Genomic DNA, 25932 nt, shown 5'->3' on the forward strand with positions numbered 1-25932 from the left:
CTCCCAAAGACCTCAAGGTCTTGCAGGCCAAACTACCTGGATGCCTTGCCCGATTCCCTGTAGGAGCGAGGCTTGCCCGCGAAGGCGATGGATCAGCCGACATCAATGTTGAATGTCATGACGCCTTCGCGGGCAAGCCTCGCTCCTACAGGGTTATCCACAAGCTCTTAGAAATCCTTACACAGGCGCAGTGCGTCGTAGATCGCTGCGTGCGTGTTGCGCTGCGCCACACAATCGCCGATGCGGAACAGCAAGTAACCGTCACCGCTGGTGCTCAACGATGGTTGCGGCTGGATCGCGAACAAGGCTTCAATGTCCATCTGGCCCTTGTTGCGCGACGCCTCCTTGAGCGCGTAATAGATTTCTTCGTCCGGACGCACGCCGTTTTCGACGACGACCTGGTCCACCACCCGCTCCTCTTTGGCGCCGGTGTATTCGTTCTCCAGCACCGCCACCAACTTGTCGCCCTCGCGGTAAACCTTCTCGAGCATCATGTCGCCGGTCATGATCACTTCTTTCGGGTACATGCTGCGGTAGTAGGTCGGGAACGAGGTGCCGCCAATCGCCACGCCTGGCTTGATGTCGTCGGTGACGATCTCGACCTGACAGCCCTTGTCGGCCAGATAGTCGGCGGTCGACATCCCGGTGAATTCACAAATGGTGTCGTAGACCAGCACGTTTTTGCCCGGTGCCACTTTGCCGTCGAGGATGTCCCAACTGCTGACCACCAAACCTTCCGCCGCGCCCCAATGCTCGTTCTGCTCGATGAATGGATGGCCGCCGACGGCGAGCACCACCACGTCCGGGCGCAGATCAAGAATGGTCGCCGCATCCGCCGCCACGCCCAGTCGCAGATCGACTTTCAACCGCGCCAGCTCCAGTTGGAACCAGCGCGTGATGCCGGCAATCTGGTCGCGTTGCGGCGCTTTCGACGCCGTAGTGATTTGCCCGCCGATGAATTCCTTTTTCTCGAACAACGTCACGTCGTGGCCACGTTCGGCCGAGACGCGCGCCGCTTCCATCCCGGCAGGACCGGCACCGACGACCACGACTTTGCGTTTCACGCCGGTCGATTTCTCGATGATGTGCGGCACGCCCATGTATTCACGGGACGTCGCGGCGTTCTGGATGCACAGCACGTCCAGGCCCTGGTACTGACGGTCGATGCAGTAGTTGGCGCCGACGCATTGTTTGATCTGGTCGACCTGACCCATTTTGATCTTGGCGATCAGGTGCGGATCGGCGATGTGCGCGCGGGTCATGCCGACCATGTCGACGTAGCCGCCTTCCAGAATACGGGTCGCCTGATTCGGGTCCTTGATGTTCTGCGCGTGCAGAACCGGGGCCTTGACCACTTCCTTGATCCCGGCAGCCAGGTGCAGAAATGGCTCCGGTGGATAACTCATGTTGGGGATAACGTTGGCCAGGGTGTTGTGCGTGTCGCAACCCGAACCGACGACGCCGATGAAGTCGATCATGCCGGTGTCGTCGTAGTACTTGGCGATCTGTTTCATGTCCTCGTGGGACAAGCCGTCCGGGTGAAACTCATCGCCGCACAGGCGCAGGCCGACACAGAAATCCGCACCGACTTCGGCGCGCACAGCCTTCAATACCTCGAGGCCGAAACGCATGCGGTTCTCGAAGCTGCCGCCCCATTCATCGGTGCGCTTGTTGACGCGCGGGCTCCAGAACTGGTCGATCATGTGCTGGTGCACGGCGGACAATTCGATGCCATCCAGACCACCGGCCTTGGCGCGGCCCGCCGCTGTGGCGTAGTTGCCGATAACGCGCCAGATCTCTTCCGGCTCGATGGTTTTGCAGGTCGCGCGGTGCACCGGTTCACGGATGCCCGACGGCGACAGCAAGGTTGGCCAATGCTCGCCGTCCCAACGGGAACGACGGCCCATGTGAGTAATCTGGATCATGATCTTGGCGCCATGCTTGTGCATGGCATCGGCCAGGTTCTGGAAATGCGGGATGATCCGGTCGTCCGCCAGGTTGACCGATTTCCACCAGCCTTGCGGGCTGTCGATGGCCACACTGGAAGAACCGCCGCAAATCGCCAGGCCGATCCCGCCCTTGGCTTTCTCTTCGTAATACTTGACGTACCGGTCGGTGGTCATGCCGCCGTCGGTCGCGTAGACCTCGGCGTGCGCGGTGCTGAGCACGCGGTTGCGGATGGTCAATTTGCCGATCTGGATCGGCTGGAACATTGCTTCGAAAGCCATGGCGGGTTCCTCGACTTACAACGGCTTGACGGTGAACAAACCGTCGTCGTGGCCTTCTTCGGAGCCACCGTAGACTTGCTCGGCAACCGTGCGAATGCTGCTGCCGCGCGCTTGCAGAATCTGGTCCATGGCACCGGCAAACCACCCGGTGAACATGTAGTCGACCTTGCGCCCGACCTTGCCGTAGACGTAGACGAATGCCGAGTGTTCGAGCTTGACGCTGGCGGTGCCTTTATCGAGGTCGATGTCCTGAATCTTGAACAGGCCCCAGCCGCGTTGCGACAGGCGCTTCATGTAGTGCTCGAAAACCGCAACGCCTTCCAGGCCGTGGCATTCGGCTTCTTTCTCGCACCAGTGCCAAGCGGATTTGTAGCCGGCCTTGTAGAGGATTTCGGCGTAGGCGTCGGCGCCCAGCACTTCTTCGATGCCCATGTGGTTGTTGACGAAGAAATGGCGCGGCACGTACAGCATCGGCAGGGCGTCGGAGGTCCAGACACCGGTTTCGCTGTCGACTTCGATTGGCAATTGCGGGGCGATCTTGGCCATGGAAACTTAACTCCAGAAAATTCGTGATGTGTTTTGTGTGTAGCAGCTGCCGAGCCTGCGAGGCTGCGTTGGGCTGCGAAGCGGCCCCCGAGGGCGGTCCTGAGGACCGCGACGCAGCCTCGTGCCTCGGCAGCTGCTACAAGGGATCATTGTTTAACGGGGGTTATTCGCCCCAGACGTCTTTGAGAACGCTGACCCAGTTATCGCCCATGATCTTGCGCACTACTCGCTCGGGGTGGCCGCGCTTGAGCAGCGTTTCGGTCAGGTTCGGGAACTCACCGACGGTGCGGATGCCCAGCGGGTTGATGATCTTGCCGAAGCTGGTCAGGCGGCGCGCGTAGCCCTTGTCGTGGGTCAGCATTTCGAAGAAATCCTGGCCGTGACCCTGGGTGAAGTCGGTGCCGATGCCGATCGCATCTTCGCCAACGATGTTCATGGTGTATTCGATCGCTTCGGCGTAATCGTCGATGGTCGAATCAATGCCCTTGGCGAGGAACGGCGCGAACATGGTCACGCCGACAAAACCGCCGTGGTCGGCAATGAACTTCAGTTCTTCATCGGACTTGTTGCGCGGGTGCTCTTTGAGACCCGACGGCAGGCAGTGGGAATAGCAGACTGGCTTTTTCGATTCGAGGATGACTTCTTCGGAGGTCTTCGAGCCAACGTGGGACAGGTCGCACATGATGCCGACGCGGTTCATTTCGGCAACGATTTCGCGACCGAAACCCGATAGCCCGCCATCACGTTCGTAGCAACCGGTGCCGACCAGATTCTGCGTGTTGTAGCACATCTGCACCACGCCAACGCCGAGCTGCTTGAAGATCTCGACATAGCCGAGCTGGTCCTCGAACGCATGCGCGTTCTGGAAGCCGAAAATGATCCCGGTCTTGCCCTGCTCCTTGGCTTTGCGGATATCGGCGGTGGTTTTCACCGGGATCACCAGGTCGCTGTTCTCGCGGATCAGCTTCTGGCTCGCGGCGATGTTATTGATCGTGGCCTGGAAGCCTTCCCACACCGACACTGTGCAGTTGGCTGCGGTCAGACCGCCCTTGCGCATGTCTTCGAACAGGTCGCGGTTCCACTTGGCGATAATCAGCCCGTCGATAACGATGCTGTCGGCGTGCAATTCGGCTGGGCTCATCAGGCAGTCCCCTATTAGCGATTCGTGCGCCGAATCGTGTGCCGGCGCTTTGGGGCCAGCATATGCCTGAGCACCGGGGCAGCCGGGTGCAAAAACGACAGGGGGTTTGCCGAAAGCGTCAATCCGCGACAAAGGGTTGTCGTTGAACGTGGCGCGCCACCTGTTCAAGGGCCCGCGCATGGGCCAGAATTCGCCGCATCACTGGATGCTTACTGGATTTAGGGCGACTCAATGAAATCGATCTTCCTGGCAATGGCACTGATAGCGACCGGCGTACACGCGGCAGATGAATCCGACAACAACCCCTGCGATGCCGTCGAAAACGACGTCCAGACCCTGGAATGCTCGGTCTACGGCCGCACCACCGCCGAAGATCTGCTCAAGGAAAACGTCCAGAGCCTCAACGATCGCCTGCAAACGACCTACGGCAAAAACAAGGCACAGCTGACCGACATCAGCGAAAAGCTCAAAGTCGCCCAACAGCAATGGCTGAAAACCCGCGACGCCGACTGCGCCGTCGAAGCGTTCCCGGCGACCAGCGGCAGCCAGGCCTTCACCATTGCGCAGAATGATTGCATCGCAAGAATGAGCGATGAGCGGTCGGAGTTTTTGGAGTCGATTGCGCAGGAGTGAGGCGTCAGAGCGCTTGCCACACCGATTCAAGCGCTGTCCGCAGCCGCTGGCTCTGAACCTTGTCAACGCCCAAGGCAGCACAACAGCCAGTCCAACCGGAGAACGCCTCCAGCGTCTGTTCAATGTAGCGTTCTGGCTCAAGAAAGCTGAAGGGTTGGCACACTTCGATAAGCGCCTTTCGAGTAGGTTGGCCGCGCCCGGCAAATGCCGTGGTGTGCTCGTTGCCACGTCCACTGGTACTGGAAAAGGTCAGGTCGTATGCCGGGGCCATCTTCCAGCCATCCACGCCGCCGAAAAACGAGAAGTTTTTCGCGTGATCGTCGCGATTGTGGGCCAAGGCATTGAAAATCATCAATCGGGCCATTTTCTCGACCTCAAGCGCATCTCGCGTCATGGCCCAAGTCGCACGTAGCAAATCACTGTAATCAAGGCTTGGCGTGCGGAAATCGGTATACAGAATGGCTGCCGCGCTGAGCATGTGGCGTTTGGCACTTGCTACTCGGTCAAAGCGTTTCGTGGCAAAAAACTGTTCAGCGCCCTTGGAGGTTTGCACTTGAAACAGTGTCGACTCTGCAGTTTCGACCCCAGCCCTGTTTGCCATCAGAGCGTATGCCTGCTCAATGGCGCCACTGTCACGATGATCTTCCTCGCAACGAAATTTAATCAGCCAATGCTCATAGCCCTCAGGCATATCGCCAAAGGACGAAACGGCGCGCAGCTTGTCCGGCGACAGGCCGATGACAGCTTTTGGTCGAGCGCCGCCCGGGGAACCGCCCGCCAGCCGCAGCGACGTTATCACCTCGTCGGCGCTACCTGAGAGTATCGATTGCGAAGCCTCATAGAGCGCTGCGAGATCGAGATCGTCATTTGCCTCAACGGTTTCGAACATTGGAACGTACTCAAGCGCCCCCATGCTCCGGTTACCCATGTAGGCAAGACGATCCAGCGGGCTGATGGCGTGACGCTCAACGCCCAATTGACTGCGAAAAAACCGATCCATCAACAGAAGGCCCCAGCCATCCGGCAATGAATCACTGAAAGCCCCGTGCAGACCATCAAAAAGCGCGACGTCGGCCGCTCGCTGAGGGTTGACCGTAAACTCCAGGTGAAACGGGGCAAGATTGAACCCTTTCGCCAACCAACCCGGGTCGTACGAGAAAAACAAACCTTGGCGAGGAATCGCGACCAACTCGCCGACTCTCGACTCCTGCATCATTACGCTCAGTGCTTTCACGGTTTTCATTGCCGGCCACGAGCCCTTTCATGGTTTTTCAGTTCTTGAAGCGTCAGGGACTGAGTAGAGGCGAACAGGCGCGTCAGTGGCTCCTCTGCCCCAAGGCATACGGCAATCAACAACAAACCGTCGAGGGAGATTTTCCCGGTCGTTTCAAAGCGCTTGATATTCGATTCCGCAACACCGGACTTTTGCGAAAGCGTGCGCCGGGACAGATTTTTACTGAGTCTCAGACGTTTGGCATTTCCTGCGATTTGCAGCGCCAGTTCGCCGGGGGAATAGAGAATATGGGTAAGAGCCACAATTCGACCTCACTGAGAGTATGAGCAAGTGTAGCAGCGCGAAAGAAGATAAGATTTTAATGGATAACATTTAGCCTCTAATTCGCATGTAAAGAGTTTATGGGGCAACATTTAGACCTTTGTATAACCTGTTTTTTTGCATTTTCGTCGCCTCGTCCAAGCAGCATGAACCCGACTGAGGCCACCCGTGAGACCATCGCTGGCGCATTTGGCATCAACGCCGATCAGCTTGAGTTGTAAGCTGTCCGCCATCAGCTCAATAAGGGATTCCCAATGAACATCTGCGGCATTGAAATCAAAGGCAGCGAAGCGATCATCGCCGTGGCCTCTCTCGACGGTCAGGCCTTGAGCCACGTTGCTTTGGCGACCAAGAAAATCGCTCTCGACGATGACGACGAAGCGGCGAACGTCAAAGTCTTCGCTGCTCAGGTTGCCTCGTTTGTGCGGGAGAATTCGGTCGACCGGATCGCGATCAAGAAGCGCAGCAAGAAAGGCGAGTTTGCCGGTGGGCCGACCACGTTCAAGATCGAAGGGATTTTTCAGCTGTTGGAGAGTTGCGAGGTGACGCTGTTGTCGCCACAGACGATCAATGCCCAGGCTAAAAAGCACAACTTCGAACTGCCGGCGACGCTGAACAAATATCAGCATGAAGCCTATAAAGCGGCGTGTTCGGCGCTGATGAAGAAGTAGAAAATTTCCACTGATCATGCCTTGGCGGTGCGGCGATCCTCCCGCGGGCAGCGCTCAAACCGTGCGCGGTAGCTGCGGGTGAAATACGACGGCGACTCAAACCCGCAGGCGATGCTCACTTCCAGCACGCTGAGGTCGGTCTGGCGTAACAGTTGCCGGGCTTTTTCCAGGCGTAGTCGCAGATAAAAATTGCTCGGTGTGTCGTTCAGGTGCAGGCGAAACAACCGCTCCAACTGCCGCCGCGTCACTTTGATCGACTCCGCCAATTGCAGCGTGCTCAGCGGCGGCTCGCTGTGCAGTTCCATCTCGCCGATCACTTGAACCAGTTTCTTGTTGCGAATCCCGTAGCGCGTGGCGACTTCCATGCGCTGGTGGTCTTTGCGCGGGCGGATGCGCCCGAGCACAAATTGTTCGCTGACCTGGATCGCGAGTTCCGGGCCGTGGGCCTGGGCGATCAGGTCGAGCATCAGGTCGATGGACGCGGTGCCGCCAGCGCAAGTGATGCGGCGGCGGTCGATTTCGAACAGTTCCTGGGTGACGCTGAGCTGTGGATAAGACTCTTTGAAGGCGTCGATGGCTTCCCAGTGCAGGGTCAGGCGATGGCCGTCGAGTAACCCCGCTTCGGCGAGAACAAAACTGCCGGTGTCGATGGCGCCGAGGGTCACTCCGTCGTGGTCCAGTCGGCGCAGCCAATGCTGCAGCGTCGGCGTGGCGAATTTCAGCGGTTCGAAACCGGCGACCACCAATAAAGTCGCACCTTTCTTCAGCGGTTCCAGCGCCGCGTCGGCGTTGACCGACATGCCGTTGCTGGCCAATACCGCGCCGCCGTCGGCGCTCAACACATGCCAGCGATACAGCTCGCCGCGAAAGCGATTGGCGACCCGCAGCGGCTCGATCGCCGAGATGAAACCGATGGCGGAAAAACCCGGCATCAGCAAGAAGTAGAAATCCTGGGACATGGAGCGCACTCGACTGGCAGGTAACGAGAGGTCGACTAGCGTGGGGACGTTGATACGCCAGTTGTCGATGGCATTCAAGGGCGCAGGTCGCTGCAGTGCAAGAGCTGGTCGCCATAGTGCGCTTTCACGGGGGCATAGCTGCGTAACTTGGCATCACCGGCACACAGATGCCGGGAACCACAATAACGTCTGCCGAGGAAACCGACATGAAACGACTGATCAGCAGCTGTGTTCTTGCACTCAGCGGTACCGCTTTCTTCAGCGCCAGCGTCATGGCGGCCGAACCTGCGTCGTGCCAGAACGTGCGCATGGGCGTGGTCAACTGGACCGACGTGATCGCCACCAGCGCCATGACCCAGGTCTTGCTCGACGGCCTCGGCTACAAAACCAAACAGACCAGCGCGTCCCAGCAAATCATTTTTGCCGGGATTCGTGATCAGCGCCTCGACCTGTTCCTCGGCTACTGGAACCCGTTGATGACCCAGACCATCACCCCGTTCGTCGATGCCAAACAGGTGAAAGTGCTGGACGCGCCAAGCCTCAAGGACGCCCGCGCGACCCTCGCGGTGCCGACCTATCTCGCCGACAAGGGCCTGAAAACCTTCGCCGACATCGCCAAGTTCGAAAAAGAACTGGGCGGCAAAATCTACGGCATCGAGCCTGGCTCGGGCGCCAACACCCAGATCAAAGCGATGATCGCGAAGAACCAGTTCGGCCTCGGCAAGTTCCAGTTGGTCGAGTCGAGCGAGGCCGGCATGCTCGCGGCGGTGGACCGCGCCGTGCGCCGCAAGGAAGCCGTGGTGTTCTTCGGTTGGGCACCGCACCCGATGAACGTCAACGTGCAGATGACCTACCTCAGCGGCAGCGAAGATGCGCTCGGGCCGAACGAAGGCATGGCGACGGTGTGGACCGTCACCTCGCCGAACTACGCGCAGCAATGCCCGAACATCGGCCGTTTGCTGAGCAACCTGACTTACACCGCCGAAGACGAGAGCCGGATGATGCAGCCGCTGCTCGACCACAAAGACGCGTTCGAGTCGGCCAAGCAATGGCTCAAGGATCACCCGCAGGACAAGCAGCGCTGGCTCGAAGGTGTGACCACGTTCGATGGCAAACCGGCCGCTGAAAACCTGCAACTGACGACCAAATAACCTCGAACCGAAAACCCGATTGAAACCACCGAATCGCAGCCCGTCCGGGTTGCGAACGGTTTCACCACGCCCAGAATCCGCCTGCAAGGAACCCAAAATGAACCACGACGTCATCATCACCTGCGCACTCACCGGTGCTGGCGACACGAGCGCCAGAAGCCCACACGTGCCGGTCACCCCGAAACAAATCGCCGCCGCTGCGGTGGAAGCGGCCAAGGCCGGCGCGACCGTGGTGCACTGCCACGTCCGCGACCCGCAAACCGGCAAGTTCAGCCGCGACGTGGCGCTGTATCGCGAAGTGATGGAGCGCATCCGCGAGGCGGACATCGACATCATCGTCAACCTCACCGCCGGCATGGGCGGCGATCTCGAAATCGGTGGCGGCGAGAACCCGATGGAGTTTGGCCCGAACACCGATCTGGTCGGCCCGCTGACCCGTCTGGCCCACGTCGAAGAACTGCTGCCGGAAATCTGCACGCTCGATTGCGGCACGCTGAACTTTGGCGATGGCGACACCATTTATGTGTCGACGCCGGCGCAACTGCGGGCTGGCGCCAAGCGCATTCAAGAGCTGGGCGTGAAGCCGGAACTGGAGATTTTCGACACCGGTCACCTGTGGTTCGCCAAGCAGATGATCAAGGAAGGTTTGCTCGACGACCCGCTGTTCCAGTTGTGCCTGGGCATCCCGTGGGGCGCGCCGGCCGACACCACCACCATGAAAGCCATGGTCGACAACCTGCCGGCGAACGCGGTGTGGGCCGGGTTCGGTATCGGGCGCATGCAAATGCCGATGGCCGCGCAAGCGGTGCTGCTCGGCGGCAACGTGCGGGTCGGGTTGGAGGACAACTTGTGGCTGGATAAAGGCGTGCTGGCGACCAATGGGCAACTGGTTGAACGCGCCAGCGAAATCCTCAGCCGCCTCGGCGCCCGCGTCCTCACGCCGGCAGAAGGCCGGACAAAAATGGGCCTGACCCAGCGCGGTTGATCCCCACATAAACCTTGTAGGAGCGAGGCTTGCCCGCGAAGAGGCCGGTACATCCGGTAGATCTCTTGCGACAGGAATGCCGCCTTCGCGGGCAAGCCTCGCTCCTACAAGGGTTGACCGAATCTCTTTAGGAAGTCGCCATGAGCTTTATCACCGAAATCAAAACCTTCGCCGCGCTCGGCAGCGGTGTCATCGGCAGTGGCTGGGTGTCCCGCGCCCTCGCCCACGGCCTCGACGTGGTGGCCTGGGACCCGGCGCCCGGTGCCGAAGCGGCGTTGCGCAAACGCGTTGCGAACGCCTGGGGTGCGCAGGAGAAACAAGGCCTGGCGCCCGGCGCGTCACAAGATCGCCTGCGTTTTGTCGCGACCATTGAAGAGTGCGTGCGCGACGCCGATTTCATTCAGGAAAGCGCCCCGGAACGCCTCGAACTGAAACTCGAACTGCACGGCAAAATCAGCGCCGCCGCCAAGCCCAATGCGTTGATCGGCTCCAGCACTTCAGGGCTGTTGCCGAGCGAGTTCTACGAAGGTTCGACGCACCCGGAACGCTGCGTGGTCGGGCACCCGTTCAACCCGGTTTACCTGCTGCCGCTGGTGGAAGTGGTCGGCGGCCAGAACACTGCGCCGGAAGCCATCCAAGCGGCGATAAAAGTCTATGAATCCTTGGGCATGCGACCACTGCATGTGCGCAAGGAAGTGCCGGGATTTATCGCCGACCGCTTGCTTGAAGCGCTGTGGCGCGAGGCGCTGCACCTGGTGAATGACGGCGTCGCGACCACCGGTGAAATCGACGATGCGATCCGTTTCGGCGCCGGGCTGCGCTGGTCGTTCATGGGCACGTTTTTGACTTACACACTGGCGGGCGGCGATGCCGGGATGCGTCACTTCATGGCGCAATTCGGCCCGGCGTTGAAGCTGCCGTGGACCTACCTGCCGGCCCCGGAATTGACCGACAAACTGATTGATGACGTGGTCGACGGCACCGCCGACCAGCTCGGCTCGCACAGCATCTCGGCGCTGGAGCGCTATCGTGATGATTGCCTGCTGGCGGTGCTCGAAGCGGTGAAAACCACCAAAGAGAAGCATGGGATGGCGTTTGCTGATTGATAGCGATCGACTTGAATCCACCCCTCACCCTAACCCTCTCCCCAAAGGGGTGAGGGGACTGACCGAGGCGTTCTTGGAGCTCCATCGACCTGAGATATCGAGTCGGACTCAGGCTAGAAACGCATGCAGATCTGCACCCCTAGGGGGATTGACCGAGGTGTTCCTGGAGCCTCATCCACCTGAGATATCGATTCGGACTCAGGCTTGAAACGCATGCAGATCTGCCCCCTTTCCCCCTCTCCCCTATGGGGAGAGGGCTGGGGTGAGGGGTGGATCTTGACCACAAACAAACTCCCAAGGCCGGAACCAAAATCATGCCCGCACTTACCACCTACCAAACCCGAATCATCCCCGACTGGGTCGATTACAACGGCCACCTGCGCGATGCCTTCTACCTGCTGATTTTCAGCTACGCCACCGACGCACTGATGGATCGGCTAGGCATGGACAGCAGCAACCGCGAAGCCAGCGGCAACTCGCTGTTCACCCTCGAACTGCACCTCAACTATCTGCACGAAGTGAAGCTCGACGCCGACGTCGAAGTGCACACGCAAATCATCGCCCACGACAGCAAACGCCTGCACCTCTACCACAGCCTGCATCTGGTGGGCGGTGACAAGGAACTGGCCGGCAACGAGCAAATGCTGTTGCACGTCGACCTCGCCGGGCCGCGTTCCGCACCGTTCAGCGCCGACACCTTGAGCAAACTGCAAACCATCGTCGCCGACCAAAGCGACCTGCCAAGCCCTGACTACGTCGGCCGAGTGATTGCTTTACCGCCAAAAAAATCGGAATGAAATGAGTTGTTGACGCGCATTCTTGTGCTGCAACGGTAGACCGCGTCATCGTTCATCGCGAGCAGGCTCACTCCCACAGGGGATCGGTGTACACCGTTCAAATGTGGGAGTGAGCCTGCTCGCGATAGCGGTCTGATGATCAACACAAACCCGCCTGATCCACAGGCAAAAAAAACCCCGATCAAGCCGTGACTTGATCGGAGCTGAGGAGGGTACTTTTGAGGAGCTGTTGCGCGAGGGTGACCAAACCGTCGTGGGGCCAGCTGAGTCCAGTGTGCCTAACCTCCCCCATCGCAAGTTAGCCGAAAACGACCTGTTCATAGGTATTGCGGCCATGGCGACAAATCGCCCTTGCCCAGACCCCATCGCGCTACGAGAATCGAGCCACACGACACCGTTCCCTGAAGAAGGATTGCGTCATGATGCACGCCGATTTGATTGACCAGGAAGACCTGTTGGGCCAACTGAAAGCGCTGGGTTTTCAAGTGCCGAGCGGTGCCACGGCCGAGCAGGCTTGTGAGTGTGCGGTGCGCGGGCTGGACGATGTCCGGGCATTTGAATTGCGCAAGATGGTCAAGGACATGTACACCAGCGGCGCGAGCATCCAGCCGGTGGTGCGCCAGGCGATCGACAAGCAATTATTGCCGGCGCTGACCGAGTATCAGCAGAAGTCGTAGCGCCTGATAAATCCAATCGCGAGCAAGCTCGCTCCCACAGAAGATCGCATATCCCTGTGGGAGCGAGCTTGCTCGCGATGAAGGCCCCTCGGCCTAGAGCCTTACGCTGGCAAACGTCGATTCATTACGCGCCTGACTCAGCGCCGACAGCGGCCCGGACAGCGGCGACAGCACCAGTGCTTGCGGCAACGGCATCATCGCCACTTGCTGCGTGGTGTTGGAACCAACGCGTTCGTCGCGCGGCGGAATGCCGAAGTATTCGCGGTAGCACTTGGAGAAGTGCGGCGTCGAGACAAACCCGCAAACCGACGCCACTTCGATGATCGACATCGGCGTTTGCTTAAGCAACTGCCGGGCGCGGATCAGGCGCAGTTTCAGGTAATATCGCGACGGCGAACAGTGCAGGTATTTCTGGAACAGCCGCTCCAACTGACGGCGCGAAACGGCGACGTACACCGCCAGCTCATCCAGATCGATCGGCTCTTCCAGATTGGCTTCCATCAGCGCGACGATTTCCTGCAGCTTCGGCTGATTGGTCCCGAGCATGTGCTTGAGCGGCACGCGCTGGTGATCCTGCTCGTTGCGGATGCGCTCGTAGACAAACATCTCGGAAATCGCCGCCGACAGTTCGCGGCCATGATCGCGGCTGATCAGGTGCAGCATCATGTCCAGCGGCGCGGTGCCGCCGGAGCTGGTGAAACGGTTGCGGTCGAGGGTGAACAAACGCGTGCTCATGGCCACGCGCGGGAAGGCTTCCTGCATCGAGGCCAGGCATTCCCAGTGCACGCTGCAATCAAAACCATCGAGCAGACCGGCGCACGCCAGCGCCCAGCTACCGGTGCACACCGCGCCCAGGCGCTTGGACTGGCGCGCCTGGCTTTGCAGCCACGACACGTGTTCGCGAGTGACGGTGCGCTGAATGCCGATGCCGCCGCAGACGATGATGGTGTCCAGGCTTGGCGCTTTGTGCATCGAGCAATCGGGGGTGATTTGCAGACCATCGCTGGCCCAGACCTGGCCGCCGTCAACGGTGAGTGTGGTCCAGCGATACAGCTCGCGGCCGGACAATTGGTTGGCCATACGCAGAGGTTCTACTGCGGAGGCCAGAGAAATCAGCGTGAAATTGTCCAGCAGCAAAAAGCCGATGGATTGAGGCGCACGGTTCTGGGGTTGAGCCCCGGAGTTGAACGTCGTCATCGCGGTATCTCCTCACACAAAGCGGGTGATGGCCTCAGGCGGAGGCTCTTGTTATTGCCATCGTTCTCGCGTGGGAGACGGGCTTTGTAATGACAGAGCAATTGCCATGCCCAAAATTGAATGGCTGTTCAATAACTCCTGAAAACGACCTCCCCACGTGTCTATTTAAGCCGTGCGCAGAGTGGGGGTTATAAGTGCCATCAGCGCTGGCAAATGCGCCGCACAAAGGGCTGTGAGCAAATCGGTAGCACTTGTGGGAACAGGGCTGCGGCGGTGTGCGCAAGAATGTCACCACAAGCACAGGTGACCGGCGGTAACGGCCAGCCTGGAACGCTGAACCGGGAGGAGTCACTTATCTGTAAGCGACGCGCTAAAAGGTGGCGCGGTTTTGGTGCGGTGTGCACTTAGCGCGCAGTTTTGACTGGTCTGGCGCCTTCGCGGGCAAGCCTCGCTCCTACAAGGGCAATACAAAACCTGTAGGAGCGAGGCTTGCCCGCGAATGGCGCGACGCGGTCCTACTGAATCAACACTCCACCGCGCTGACCGCCAAGCCGCCGCGCGAGGTTTCCTTGTATTTGTCGTGCATGTCGGCGCCGGTGTCGCGCATGGTGCGGATCACCCGGTCCAGCGAAATAAAGTGCTGGCCGTCGCCGCGCAAGGCCATTTGTGCGGCGTTGATCGCTTTCACCGCGGCAATCGCGTTGCGCTCGATGCACGGCACCTGCACCAGGCCGCCGACCGGGTCGCAGGTCAGGCCGAGGTTGTGTTCCAGGCCAATTTCCGCGGCGTTGCACAATTGCTCCGGGGTCGCGCCGAGAATCTCCGCCAGGCCCGCCGCCGCCATCGCGCACGCCGAACCAACTTCGCCCTGGCACCCGACTTCGGCGCCAGAGATCGAGGCGTTTTTCTTGCACAGGATCCCCACCGCCGCCGCACTGAGGAAATAGTCGACCACGTTGGCCTCCGTCACCACTTCGCTGAACTTCATGAAGTAATGCAGCACCGCCGGAATGATCCCCGCCGCACCGTTAGTCGGCGCCGTGACCATGCGCCCGCCCGCCGCGTTCTCCTCGTTGACCGCCAGCGCAAACAGGTTGACCCATTCCATCGCGCTTAACGTCGAGCCGATCACATTGGGCTTACCCAATTCCTGAAGGCTGCGATGCAACTTGGCCGCGCGCCGCCGCACGTTCAAACCGCCGGGCAAAATGCCTTCGTGCTTGAGCCCTTGCTCGACGCAATCCTGCATGGCGCGCCAGAGTTTCATCAGCCCGGCGCGGATTTCATCTTCGCTGCGCCAGACCTTTTCGTTGGCCATCATCAGCTCGGCGACGCGCAGATTATGCGTCTGGCACAGCGCCAGCAATTCCACCGCGCTGGAAAAATCGTAAGGCAGTTCGGTGCGATCCAGATCCACCACGCCGCTGGAGGCTTGCGCCTCATCGACGACAAAACCGCCGCCAATCGAATAGTAGGTGTCGCGATGCAGTTCGCCGTGTTCGCCTTCTACAATTAATGTCATGGCGTTCGGGTGAAACGGCAGGTTTTCATCAATCAGACGCATGTCGCGGGCCCAGATGAACGGCACCGGCAAACGACCGTCGAGGTACAGCGTGCCGGTCTCGCGAAGGCTGGCGATATGAATGCCGATTTGCGACGGATCGATCGCGTCCGGCCACTCGCCCATCAGCCCCATGATCACCGCGTTGTCGCTGCCGTGACCGATGCCGGTGGCGGATAACGAGCCGTAGAGCTGAACTTCGACACGCCTTGTTTGTTCCAAAAGACCCTGCTCACGCAAACCTTGCACGAACAGCGCGGCCGCTCGCATCGGGCCGACGGTGTGCGAACTGGAAGGGCCGATGCCGATTTTGAACAGGTCGAAAACGCTGATAGCCATTACTGCCGAACTCCTGGATGTACCCGATCCAGGCGCAAAAGCGCCCAGTGACGAAGCTGCTACGCTCAAGCTGCAATCCGCCGCAATGGCTGCATCATCGGGCTTTTGCGGCGTCGTTCGACGTCTCACACCGACGCACTCATGTCCACCAACGCCGCGGGTCTTTGACGCTGCGCTTTCGCCGTTTTTTAGCGGTGCAGAGCGGCAAACAGGGCTGAAAAAAGCTGTAAACGACGTCACCGACACTGGATGCGACCATCCCTGTACTGGTTACGACGCTCCCTGTAGGCGTCAGATTTTCACTGGTACATGATCGTATCGACTCGATTGCAAGGCGCCGCGGTAGAGCAGTCTGAAAAACGCCACCCAACCGCAACCTATAAGTGCGGTGGTCCAATCGGAACACTGCCGAAAAAAACAACCAAGGAGTCCATCCATGAAAGGTTCCCCCTCGCTGTTGTTGGCCGCCATGCTGAGTCTGCCGTTATTGGCGCAAGCCGCAGAACCGGCTCAGTGCAGCACCGTAAATTTCTCTGATGTCGGCTGGACCGACATTACCGCGACTACCGCGACCACCAGCGTTGTCCTCAACGCCCTCGGCTACAAAACCAAAACCACGATGATTTCCGTGCCGGTGACCTACAAGTCGCTGGCCGACGGCAAAAACATGGACGTGTTCCTCGGTAACTGGATGCCGACCATGGAAAACGACATCAAGGCCTACCGCGAAGCGGGCACCGTCGACACCGTGCGCACCAACCTGACCGGCGCCAAATACACCCTCGCGGTGCCGCAAGCGCTCTACGACAAGGGCCTGCATGACTTCGCCGACATCGCCAAATTCAAGAAAGAACTCGACGGCAAGATCTACGGCATCGAGCCGGGTAACGACGGTAACCGGCTGATCCAGAGCATGATCGACAAGGATGCCTTCGGCCTCAAAACCGCCGGTTTCAAAGTCGTCGAATCCAGTGAAGCGGGAATGCTTTCGCAGGTTGATCGCGCGCAAAAACGCGAAACCGCCGTGGTCTTCCTCGGCTGGGCGCCGCACCCGATGAACAAGCGCTTCAAAATCCAGTACCTGACCGGTGGCGATGACTTCTTCGGCCCTGATTTCGGCGCCGCCACCGTCGCCACCAACACCCGCAAGGGTTACGTCCAGGAATGCAGCAACGTCGGCACGCTGCTGAAAAACCTGGAGTTCACCGTGGACATGGAAAGTGCGCTGATGGGCAACATCCTGGACGACAAGATGAAACCTGACGCCGCTGCCAAGGCCTGGCTGAAAAAGAATCCACAGGTGCTTGATACCTGGCTCGCTGGCGTGACCACCATTGACGGTAAACCAGGCCTGGAGGCCGTGAAAGCCAAGCTCGACCAGCCTTGAATTAAGGAGCATCGCTTACGCCGGGCGGCGCACGCCGTCCGGGCTGTTTATTTCCTTGCATGCGGACGTTCATTACCATGCTGATTGATCAGAAAATCCCTTTAGGCCAGTACATCGCAGGCTTCGTTGAATGGTTGACGCAACACGGCGCCAACACCTTCGACGCCATCGCCGTGTCACTGGAAACGATGATCCACGGCGTGACTTTCGCGCTGACCTGGTTCAACCCGCTGGCATTGATCGGCCTCATTGCACTGATTGCACATTTCATTCAACGAAAGTGGGGGCTGACGGTTTTCGTCATCGCTTCCTTTCTGCTGATCCTCAATCTGGGGTACTGGCAGGAAACCATGGAAACCCTCGCCCAGGTGTTGTTCGCCACCCTGGTCTGCGTGGTCATCGGCGTGCCGCTCGGCATCGTCGCCGCGCACAAACCGATGTTCTACACACTGATGCGTCCGGTGCTCGATCTGATGCAGACCGTGCCGACGTTCGTGTACCTCATTCCAACCCTGACCCTCTTCGGGCTGGGTGTGGTCCCGGGGCTGATTTCGACGGTGGTGTTCGCGATTGCCGCGCCGATCCGCCTGACCTATCTGGGGATCCGCGATGTACCCGCAGAACTGCTCGACGCCGGCAAAGCCTTCGGCTGCTCGCGCCGCCAACTGCTCTCCCGTATCGAACTGCCCCACGCCATGCCCAGCATCGCGGCCGGCATCACCCAGTGCATCATGCTGTCGCTGTCGATGGTGGTGATCGCCGCACTGGTGGGCGCCGATGGCTTGGGCAAACCCGTGGTCAACGCACTGAACACCGCCGATATCGCCCTGGGCTTCGAAGCCGGGCTGGCGATCGTCCTGCTGGCGATCATGCTCGACCGTATCTGCAAACAACCCGACGCCAAAGTAGGGGGTGACGCATGAGCATTATTCGCTTCGAAGACGTCGACGTGATCTTCTCCCGAGATCCGCGTGAGGCGCTCAAACTCCTCGACCAAGGCATGACCCGCGACCAGATCCTGAAAAAAACCGGGCAGATTGTCGGCGTTGAAAAAGCCACGCTGGACATCGAACGCGGCGAAATCTGCGTGTTGATGGGCCTTTCCGGTTCCGGCAAATCAAGCCTGCTGCGCTGCATCAACGGCCTCAACACCGTCAGCCGTGGCAAGTTGTTCGTCGAGCACGAAGGCAAGCAGATCGACATCGCTTCGTGCACCCCGGCCGAGCTGAAAATGATGCGCACCAAGCGTATTGCGATGGTGTTCCAGAAGTTCGCGCTGATGCCGTGGCTGACGGTTCGCGAGAACATCAGTTTCGGTCTGGAAATGCAGGGCCGCCCAGAGAAAGAACGGCGCAAACTGGTCGACGAAAAACTCGAGCTGGTGGGTTTAACCCAGTGGCGCAACAAGAAGCCCGACGAGCTCTCCGGTGGCATGCAGCAACGTGTCGGCCTGGCCCGTGCGCTGGCGATGGACGCCGATATTCTGCTGATGGACGAACCGTTTTCGGCACTCGACCCGCTGATCCGCCAGGGTTTGCAGGACGAACTGCTGGAGCTGCAACGCAAGCTGAGCAAGACCATTGTGTTTGTCAGCCACGACCTCGATGAAGCACTGAAACTCGGTAGCCGCATCGCGATCATGAAGGACGGCCGGATCATCCAGTACAGCGTGCCGGAAGAAATTGTGCTCAACCCGGCGGACGATTACGTGCGGACCTTCGTCGCGCACACCAACCCGCTGAACGTGCTCTGCGGCCGCAGCCTGATGCGCACACTGGACAACTGCAAACGCATCAACGGTTCGGTGTGTCTCGATCCGGGCGGCGATTCGTGGCTGGACCTGGCCGAGGGCAACACCATCAAGGGTGCCCGCCAGAACGGCGCCAGCATGGACTTGCAGAACTGGGCGCCGGGGCAAGCGGTTGAGGGCCTGGGCCGTCGGCCGACGCTGGTGGATTCGAACATCGGCATGCGCGATGCGCTGCAGATCCGTTATCAGACCGGCAATAAACTGGTGCTGCACGACAACAACAAAGTCGTCGGCATCCTCGGCGACAGCGAGCTGTACCACGCACTGCTCGGCAAGAACCTGGGTTAAGGCAACAGACACAAAAACGCCGCGAGAGGATCGCGGCGTTTTTGTTTACGCAGATATCGGGTCATTCAGTGTTGCGGCGGATGACCCCTTCGCGGGCAAGCCTCGCTCCTACAAGGACAACGCGAAACCTGTGGGAGCGAGGCTTGCCCGCGAAGAATGCAACGCGGTGCATCTGATGCACCGCGCCCTCAGCATTTAGCTATACACCCGGCCAAGGAGTTGCCGATGGCTTTCAAACTGATCGAGCACGTCACGGGTGATCTGATCCTGAGTGAAGCCCATCAAGTCGTAATCCTGGCTGCCGTTGTGCAGGTACACCTCGGCGCGGTAGTAACGAGCGCGCGGCTCTTCGGCGCTTTCCGCCGACACCCCTTCGCTTGCCGCCGCCAGATAACCGTCCAGGCTCACTTCGTAGACAAAAGGGTTGCCCTCTTCCATCTCGATCCGCAGGCCCATGCAACGCTTGGATTTACCGAGCAAGGTCTGCACTTCCAGGCCTTGAGCCTGCAACTGCGCCGCCGCATCTTCCAGCGCCGGGCTGACTTGCTTGTCCATGAAACGCTGCACGATCGACTGGTTCGGTTGCAGGTCCAGTTGGGTCAGACGCTCGCTGAAACCACGACGACCGCGTGCGGCCAGCTCCGCTTGCTCTTGTTCGACCTGCACGTCCTGACGCATCTGCTTGTGCAAACCGAACATGAAGAACACCAGCACCACCGAGAACGGCAGACCGGCCAGCACCACCATGGTTTGCATGGCTTCGAAGTTACCGGCGAACAGCAGGCCAATCGTTACCAGAGTGATCACCGCCGACCAGAAGATCCGCAGCCAGTGCGGCGCATCCTCGTCAACGTTGCCGCCTCTGCAGGAAAGGTTGGCCATCATCACCGCGCCGGAATCCGCCGGGGTCAGGAACAGCACAAAACCGACAAAGATCGACACGCCGATCACAATCTTCGACGCCGGGTAATGCTCCAGCAATTGATAGATGGCCATCGACGGTTGTTCCAGCGCGGTTTTCCCGAGCTCGACCGCGCCATGGTTCATCACCAGATCCAGCGCCGAGTTACCGAAGATCGACAACCACGCCAGGGTGAAACCCAGCGGAATCAGCAACACGCCGGCGACCAGTTCACGCACCGTGCGACCACGGGAAATACGCGCGATGAACATGCCTACGAACGGTGCCCAGGAAATCCACCAGGCCCAGTAGAACAGGGTCCACAGGCCCATCCAGCGTTCAGTCTTGGCGCCGTCGCCCTCGTACACATACAGGTCGAAGGTTTTCAGCACGATGCCGTTCATGTAGTCGCCGATGTTCTGCACAAAGCCGTTGAGCAAGTGCAGGGTCGGGCCGAACAGCAGCACGAAAATCAGCAAACCGCTGAACAGCACGATGTTCAGGTTGGACAGACGACGGATGCCGTTTTCCACGCCGGACACGGCAGCGATGGTCGCCACGGTGCTCATCACGATGATCACGATCAGCAAGTTAGTGTTGCTGTGTTCCATGCCGAACAGGTTTTCCAGCCCCGACGACACTTGCAGCGAACCAATCCCCAGGTTCGTCACCAGCCCCAGCAGGGTCACGAACATGCCGAAGCCGTCCACCGCGTGACCGGCCGCGCCTTTGACCCAGCGTTCGCCGACCAGCGGATACAGCGCCGAGCGCAACGCCAGCGGTTGGTTATGCCGATACGCGAAGTACGCCACGGCGAGGCCGACCAGTGCGTAGATCGCCCAGCCGTGCAGGCCCCAATGCAGGAAGGTCAGTTGCACTGCCTGACGCGCGGCCAGGTTGCTGCCGGCCACGCCTTCAGGCGGATTGAAGTAGTGATCCAGCGGCTCGGAAGCACCGAAGTACAACAGCGAAATGCCGATGCCCGACGAGAACAGCATCCCCGCCCAGGCGCCGTAGCTGAAGTCCGGGGTGTCGTCCTTGCTGCCCAGTTTGAGTTTGCCGTAAGACGAAAACGCCAGGCCGACGACGAATACCAGGTAGGCGGCGATCACCACCATGTAGTACCAGCCGAAACTGCGGGACAACCAGGCCTGGGCAATACCGAGCAATCTGCCGGCCTCTTGCGGGGCGATGATCAGAATGGCGGTCAACAACAGGATCAACGCGGTCGAGGTGTAAAACACCCAACCGTTGACCGTCACCTTCTCGGGTGGGGTCTTTATTAGAGAGGCAGAACTCATGGCACAGATGCTCCAGGCAGTGCGAGAGAAGAACACAAGGCAACGCGTGACCCGACCAATCGGTTAGTTGGCAGCCGACCGGCGGGTGATATAAAGACACCCCGAAAAAGCCTGCAAACCGCAGGCAAAGCGTTGAGAACCGACGTCGCAGACCAGGCGACGGACGAATGGTCCGCCGCTTGGGCCAAAGGCGTCTTGCCCATTTCAACACGTCCGTCATCGGCGATCCGCGCCATGCCCCGCGCAGGTTTCGGGCTTTTTCAGATGTCGTTTTTCCGCCGACTACACGCGGGAAAAACCGGTAGACAGCGACGAATTGTCGCAGATCTTATTCTTTGTTGATTGAACGTTCAATCAAAACAAAATAGACTGGCCCTCAATCCGACAGACGTTTTTCGTCCGTCGGAAGGCCTAAGGAGATGTGCAAGATGCCCAAGGTCGGTATGCAACCCATCCGCCGTCAGCAATTGATCGAAGCCACATTGCAGGCCGTCGATCAGGTTGGAATGGGGGACGCCAGCATTGCGCTGATCGCCCGTTTGGCCGGTGTCTCGAATGGCATCATCAGTCACTACTTTCAGGACAAGAACGGCCTGATTGCCGCTACGGCGCAGTACCTGATGAGTGTTCTCAGCGAGAACGTCACCGCGCGTCGTCAAGCGCTGGAAGACAGCAGCCCACGGGCGCACCTTCAGGTGATTATCGAAGGCAACTTCGACGCCAGCCAAGTCAACGGCCCGGCAATGAAAACCTGGCTGGCCTTCTGGGCCACCAGCATGCACCACCCGTCTTTGCACAGGTTGCAGCGGATTAACGATCACCGTTTGTATTCCAACCTGTGTTGCCAGTTCCGCCGTGTATTGCCGCTCGATGATGCGCGCAGTGCAGCCCGAGGCCTGGCGGCCCTGATCGACGGTTTGTGGTTGCGCGGCGCCCTGTCGGGAGATGCTTTCGACACCGAGCAAGCGCACCGCATCGCTTACGAATACATGGATTTCCAATTGGCCAAGCAGGTGAGCTAGAGCACACATAACCGCTCAGCCCCTGAACGCCGCTGAACCGCACCGCTCCAGCTACACGGTGCGAGCAGTGGTTACCGCCAACCCACTTATGCTCTTGCGAGGACTTTATGGCCCGTTTCGAACTGCAAAAACTTTACATCGATGGCGGCTACTCCGACGCCAGCAGCGACGCCACTTTCGAAGCCATCAACCCGGCTAACGGAGAAGTCCTCGCAAACGTCCAGCGCGCGACATTCGACGACGTCGAGCGCGCGGTTGTCAGCGCCGAAAAAGGTCAGAAGATCTGGGCCGCGATGACCGCCATGGAGCGTTCGCGCATCCTGCGTCGTGCCGTCGACATCCTGCGCGAGCGCAACGATGAGCTGGCCGCGCTGGAAACCCTGGACACCGGCAAATCTTTCTCCGAAACCAAATACGTCGACATCGTCACCGGCGCCGACGTGCTGGAATACTACGCCGGCCTGGTGCCAGCGATCGAAGGCGAGCAGATTCCACTGCGCGACACTTCTTTCGTCTACACCCGCCGCGAGCCGCTGGGCGTAGTTGCCGGTATCGGCGCGTGGAACTACCCGATCCAGATCGCCCTGTGGAAATCCGCACCTGCCCTGGCGGCCGGTAACGCGATGATCTTCAAGCCAAGCGAAGTCACCTCGCTGACCACGCTGAAACTGGCCGAAATCTACACCGAGGCTGGCGTTCCGGCAGGCGTGTTCAACGTGCTGACCGGCAGCGGCCGTGAAGTCGGCACCTGGTTGACCGAGCACCCACGCATCGAAAAAATCTCCTTCACCGGCGGCACCGACACCGGCAAGAAGGTCATGGCCAGCGCTTCGAGCTCTTCGCTCAAAGAAGTGACCATGGAACTGGGCGGCAAATCGCCGCTGATCATCTTCGACGACGCCGACCTCGATCGCGCCGCCGACACCGCGATGATGGCCAACTTCTACAGCTCCGGTCAGGTCTGCACCAACGGCACTCGCGTATTTGTTCCGACTCAGCTCAAAGCTGCGTTCGAAGCCAAGATCGCCGAGCGCGTTGCTCGCATCCGCATCGGCAACCCTGAAGACGAGAACACCAACTTCGGCCCACTGGTCAGCTTTGCGCACATGGAAAGCGTGTTGGGTTACATCGCCAAGGGCAAGGAAGAAGGCGCCCGCCTGCTCTGCGGCGGCGATCGTCTGACTGACGGCGATCTGGCCAAAGGCGCATTCGTCGCACCGACGGTGTTCACCGATTGCACTGACGACATGACCATCGTTCGCGAAGAAATCTTCGGCCCGGTCATGGCGATCCTGACTTACGACACCGAAGAAGAAGTGATCCGTCGTGCCAACGACACCGACTTCGGCCTCGCTGCCGGCATCATCACCAAGGACCTGAACCGCGCCCACCGCGTGATTCATCAACTGGAAGCCGGTATCTGCTGGATCAACGCCTGGGGCGAGTCCGACGCAAAAATGCCGGTCGGCGGCTACAAGCAGTCGGGTGTTGGCCGTGAGAACGGGATCAGCTCGCTGAACAACTTCACACGCATCAAATCGGTACAGGTCGAACTGGGCGATTACGCCTCGGTGTTCTAAGGAACGCCCGCACAACCTGTAGCAGCTGCCGAGGAACGAGGCTGCGTTGCGCGTCCGCAGGACCGCCCTCAGAGGGCCGCTGCGCGACCCAACGCAGCCTCGTACCTCGGCAGCTGCTACAGGCGACCTGACCACTTTCAATGAGGGTGCATTTTATGTCCCAAGAATACGATTACATCATCATCGGTGCCGGCTCGGCCGGTAACACCCTGGCGACCCGTCTGACTGAAGACGAAGGCGTCACCGTCCTGCTGCTCGAAGCAGGCGGCCCGGATTATCGTCTCGACTTCCGCACGCAAATGCCCGCCGCTCTGGCATTTCCGCTGCAAGGTCGTCGCTACAACTGGGCGTATGAAACCGATCCGGAACCGTACATGGACGGTCGCCGGATGGAATGCGGTCGCGGCAAAGGCCTCGGCGGTTCCTCGCTGATCAACGGCATGTGCTACATCCGCGGCAACGCGATGGACTACGACAACTGGTCGAAACTCCCGGGTCTGGAAAACTGGACTTACCTCGACTGCCTGCCGTACTTCCGTAAAGCGGAAACCCGCGACATCGGCCCGAACGATTACCACGGCGGCGACGGTCCGGTCAGCGTGACCACGCCGAAGGCTGGCAACAACCCGCTGTTCCACGCGATGGTTGAAGCCGGCGTACAAGCCGGTTACCCGCGTACCGAAGACTTGAACGGTTACCAGCAAGAAGGCTTCGGCCCGATGGACCGTACCGTCACGCCGAACGGCCGTCGTGCCAGCACCGCGCGCGGTTATCTGGATGTGGCCAAGAAGCGCTCGACGCTGACCATCGTCACCCACGCCTTGACCGACAAGATCCTGTTTGAAGGCAAACGTGCGGTCGGCGTGCGTTACCTGATCGGTTCGGCAGAAGAACGTGTTGAAGCCAAGGCGCGCAAGGAAGTGCTGCTGTGCTCCGGCGCCATCGCTTCGCCGCAAATCCTGCAACGCTCCGGCGTCGGCCCGGCCGAACTGCTGAACAAGCTCGACATCCCGGTGGTCCACGACCTGCCAGGCGTCGGCGAAAACCTGCAGGATCACCTTGAGCTGTACCTGCAATACGCCTGCACCCAACCGGTTTCGCTGTACCCGTCGCTGCTCTGGTACAACCAGCCTGCGATCGGTGCCGAATGGCTGTTCAACGGCACCGGCATCGGCGCCAGCAACCAGTTCGAAGCCGGCGGTTTCATCCGTTCGCGTCCGGAATTCGAATGGCCGAACATTCAGTACCACTTCCTGCCGGTGGCGATTAACTACAACGGCAGCAACGGTGTGAAAGAGCACGGTTTCCAGGCACACATGGGTTCCATGCGTTCGCCGAGCCGTGGTCGCATCCAGGCCAAGTCGAAGGATCCGCGCGAATACCCGAGCATCCTTTTCAACTACATGGCCACCGAGCAGGACTGGCAGGAATTCCGTGACGGCATCCGCCTGACCCGTGAAATCATGCAGCAGCCGGCACTGGATCAATACCGTGGCCGCGAAATCAGCCCGGGCATCGACGTGCAAACTGATGAGCAGCTCGACAAGTTCATCCGCGAACACGCCGAAACCGCGTTCCACCCGTCCTGCTCCTGCAAAATGGGCACCGACGAGATGGCCGTGGTTGACGCCGAGGGCCGTGTGCATGGGATGCAGAGCCTGCGTGTGGTCGATGCGTCGATCATGCCGATCATCACCACCGGCAACCTCAACGCGCCAACGATCATGATCGCCGAGAAAATCGCCGACAAGATCCGTGGCCGCCAGCCACTGCCACGCAGCACCGCCGACTACTTCGTCGCCGGCGATGCGCCAGTGCGTGGCAAGCCGATGCGTGATGTGAGCCCGACTGCGCAGTAACACCGTTACACCGCGTCATGGCCAATCGCGAGCAGGCTCGCTCCCACAGGGGATCTTCAGTGAACACAGATTCTGTGAGCACCCAGGATCAACTGTGGGAGTGAGCCTGCTCGCGATGGGGCCCGACCAAACAAAACATATCTACCTGACACACGTTGGTAAACCCTCCTACACCCGCGCCGCCCTTGATCCTACCCCCCACGCAGGCCTAATCTAGCGCCACGCAAACGTTTCACCC

At 59.8% G+C, this 25932-nt stretch carries 22 protein-coding genes; 13 read left to right on the forward strand and 9 right to left on the reverse strand.

Annotation, left to right across the window (positions count from 1 at the left end):
* Positions 1–167: 167 nt before the first annotated feature.
* The 3 genes from dgcA to FBY12_RS14805 all read right to left on the reverse strand — a co-directional run bounded on the left by dgcA (position 168) and on the right by FBY12_RS14805 (position 3915).
* Entirely contained in the window at positions 168–2228 is a 2061-nt protein-coding gene (dgcA, locus tag FBY12_RS14795) for a dimethylglycine demethylation protein DgcA (protein ID WP_145253482.1), read from the reverse strand.
* A gap of 15 nt (positions 2229–2243) precedes the next feature.
* Positions 2244–2774: a DUF5943 domain-containing protein gene (locus FBY12_RS14800; RefSeq protein WP_007907543.1), complete on the reverse strand. Its 531-nt coding sequence runs from the start codon at positions 2772–2774 to the stop codon at positions 2244–2246.
* Between the two features lie 163 nt (positions 2775–2937).
* The gene (locus tag FBY12_RS14805) at positions 2938–3915 is read right to left on the reverse strand and encodes a dipeptidase (protein ID WP_092277058.1); all 978 of its coding nucleotides are present in this window, start codon (positions 3913–3915) and stop codon (positions 2938–2940) included.
* Positions 3916–4146: 231 nt separating this feature from the next.
* Between FBY12_RS14805 and FBY12_RS14815 the strand changes: the two genes are divergently transcribed.
* On the forward strand, positions 4147–4548 hold the full coding sequence (locus FBY12_RS14815) for a lysozyme inhibitor LprI family protein (protein WP_145253484.1): 402 nt from the start codon (positions 4147–4149) through the stop codon (positions 4546–4548).
* Between the two features lie 4 nt (positions 4549–4552).
* Here FBY12_RS14815 and FBY12_RS14820 read toward each other — a convergent pair whose 3' ends face one another.
* The gene (locus tag FBY12_RS14820) at positions 4553–5791 is read right to left on the reverse strand and encodes a type II toxin-antitoxin system HipA family toxin (protein ID WP_145253486.1); all 1239 of its coding nucleotides are present in this window, start codon (positions 5789–5791) and stop codon (positions 4553–4555) included.
* Positions 5788–6084 (reverse strand): helix-turn-helix transcriptional regulator, encoded by a 297-nt coding sequence (locus tag FBY12_RS14825; protein WP_145253488.1) that lies wholly within the window; start codon positions 6082–6084, stop codon positions 5788–5790. The genes FBY12_RS14820 and FBY12_RS14825 overlap by 4 nt, the downstream gene beginning before the upstream one ends.
* 273 nt (positions 6085–6357) lie before the next feature.
* On the opposite strand from FBY12_RS14825, the gene FBY12_RS14830 reads away from it, so the two are divergent.
* On the forward strand, positions 6358–6774 hold the full coding sequence (locus FBY12_RS14830; RefSeq protein ID WP_092277049.1) for a DUF3010 family protein: 417 nt from the start codon (positions 6358–6360) through the stop codon (positions 6772–6774).
* A 14-nt stretch (positions 6775–6788) separates the two neighbouring features.
* Here FBY12_RS14830 and FBY12_RS14835 read toward each other — a convergent pair whose 3' ends face one another.
* On the reverse strand, positions 6789–7733 hold the full coding sequence (locus FBY12_RS14835) for a GlxA family transcriptional regulator (protein ID WP_145253490.1): 945 nt from the start codon (positions 7731–7733) through the stop codon (positions 6789–6791).
* Between the two features lie 206 nt (positions 7734–7939).
* Between FBY12_RS14835 and FBY12_RS14840 the strand changes: the two genes are divergently transcribed.
* From FBY12_RS14840 to FBY12_RS14860, 5 genes are all read left to right on the forward strand, one after another.
* The gene (locus FBY12_RS14840; protein WP_121732432.1) at positions 7940–8884 is read left to right on the forward strand and encodes a choline ABC transporter substrate-binding protein; all 945 of its coding nucleotides are present in this window, start codon (positions 7940–7942) and stop codon (positions 8882–8884) included.
* A 97-nt stretch (positions 8885–8981) separates the two neighbouring features.
* Complete coding sequence (locus tag FBY12_RS14845) at positions 8982–9869, forward strand: 3-keto-5-aminohexanoate cleavage protein (RefSeq protein WP_121732431.1); 888 nt, start codon at positions 8982–8984, stop codon at positions 9867–9869.
* Between the two features lie 140 nt (positions 9870–10009).
* Positions 10010–10975 (forward strand): L-carnitine dehydrogenase, encoded by a 966-nt coding sequence (locus tag FBY12_RS14850; protein ID WP_145253492.1) that lies wholly within the window; start codon positions 10010–10012, stop codon positions 10973–10975.
* Positions 10976–11289: 314 nt separating this feature from the next.
* Positions 11290–11772: a thioesterase family protein gene (locus FBY12_RS14855; protein WP_145253493.1), complete on the forward strand. Its 483-nt coding sequence runs from the start codon at positions 11290–11292 to the stop codon at positions 11770–11772.
* 419 nt (positions 11773–12191) lie between these two features.
* Positions 12192–12449, forward strand: a complete 258-nt coding sequence (locus FBY12_RS14860; RefSeq protein WP_109502551.1) for a hypothetical protein — start codon at positions 12192–12194, stop codon at positions 12447–12449.
* 93 nt (positions 12450–12542) lie between these two features.
* On the opposite strand, the gene FBY12_RS14865 is transcribed toward FBY12_RS14860, so the two are convergent.
* Together FBY12_RS14865 and FBY12_RS14870 are read right to left on the reverse strand one after the other, a co-directional pair.
* Positions 12543–13646: a GlxA family transcriptional regulator gene (locus tag FBY12_RS14865; protein ID WP_092277029.1), complete on the reverse strand. Its 1104-nt coding sequence runs from the start codon at positions 13644–13646 to the stop codon at positions 12543–12545.
* 523 nt (positions 13647–14169) lie between these two features.
* Positions 14170–15546 (reverse strand): L-serine ammonia-lyase, encoded by a 1377-nt coding sequence (locus FBY12_RS14870; protein ID WP_121732428.1) that lies wholly within the window; start codon positions 15544–15546, stop codon positions 14170–14172.
* A 436-nt stretch (positions 15547–15982) separates the two neighbouring features.
* On the opposite strand from FBY12_RS14870, the gene FBY12_RS14875 reads away from it, so the two are divergent.
* The 3 genes from FBY12_RS14875 to choV all read left to right on the forward strand — a co-directional run bounded on the left by FBY12_RS14875 (position 15983) and on the right by choV (position 19031).
* Entirely contained in the window at positions 15983–16933 is a 951-nt protein-coding gene (locus FBY12_RS14875; protein ID WP_121732427.1) for a choline ABC transporter substrate-binding protein, read from the forward strand.
* Between the two features lie 77 nt (positions 16934–17010).
* Complete coding sequence (choW, locus tag FBY12_RS14880) at positions 17011–17856, forward strand: choline ABC transporter permease subunit (protein ID WP_121732426.1); 846 nt, start codon at positions 17011–17013, stop codon at positions 17854–17856.
* Positions 17853–19031 (forward strand): choline ABC transporter ATP-binding protein, encoded by a 1179-nt coding sequence (gene choV / locus FBY12_RS14885; protein WP_092277018.1) that lies wholly within the window; start codon positions 17853–17855, stop codon positions 19029–19031. The genes choW and choV overlap by 4 nt, the downstream gene beginning before the upstream one ends.
* Positions 19032–19226: 195 nt before the next feature.
* On the opposite strand, the gene FBY12_RS14890 is transcribed toward choV, so the two are convergent.
* Complete coding sequence (locus FBY12_RS14890) at positions 19227–21176, reverse strand: BCCT family transporter (protein ID WP_256663330.1); 1950 nt, start codon at positions 21174–21176, stop codon at positions 19227–19229.
* Between the two features lie 485 nt (positions 21177–21661).
* Here FBY12_RS14890 and betI point away from each other — a divergent pair, with 485 nt between their 5' ends.
* The 3 genes from betI (at position 21662) to betA (ending at position 25694) form a co-directional block, all read left to right on the forward strand.
* On the forward strand, positions 21662–22255 hold the full coding sequence (gene betI / locus FBY12_RS14895) for a transcriptional regulator BetI (RefSeq protein WP_010466984.1): 594 nt from the start codon (positions 21662–21664) through the stop codon (positions 22253–22255).
* A gap of 107 nt (positions 22256–22362) precedes the next feature.
* Complete coding sequence (gene betB, locus FBY12_RS14900; protein WP_145253496.1) at positions 22363–23835, forward strand: betaine-aldehyde dehydrogenase; 1473 nt, start codon at positions 22363–22365, stop codon at positions 23833–23835.
* A 155-nt stretch (positions 23836–23990) separates the two neighbouring features.
* Positions 23991–25694: a choline dehydrogenase gene (gene betA, locus FBY12_RS14905; protein WP_121732423.1), complete on the forward strand. Its 1704-nt coding sequence runs from the start codon at positions 23991–23993 to the stop codon at positions 25692–25694.
* Positions 25695–25932: the final 238 nt, after the last annotated feature.

The sequence above is a fragment of the Pseudomonas sp. SJZ131 genome (genome assembly GCF_007828705.1).
GTDB lineage: Bacteria > Pseudomonadota > Gammaproteobacteria > Pseudomonadales > Pseudomonadaceae > Aquipseudomonas > Aquipseudomonas prosekii.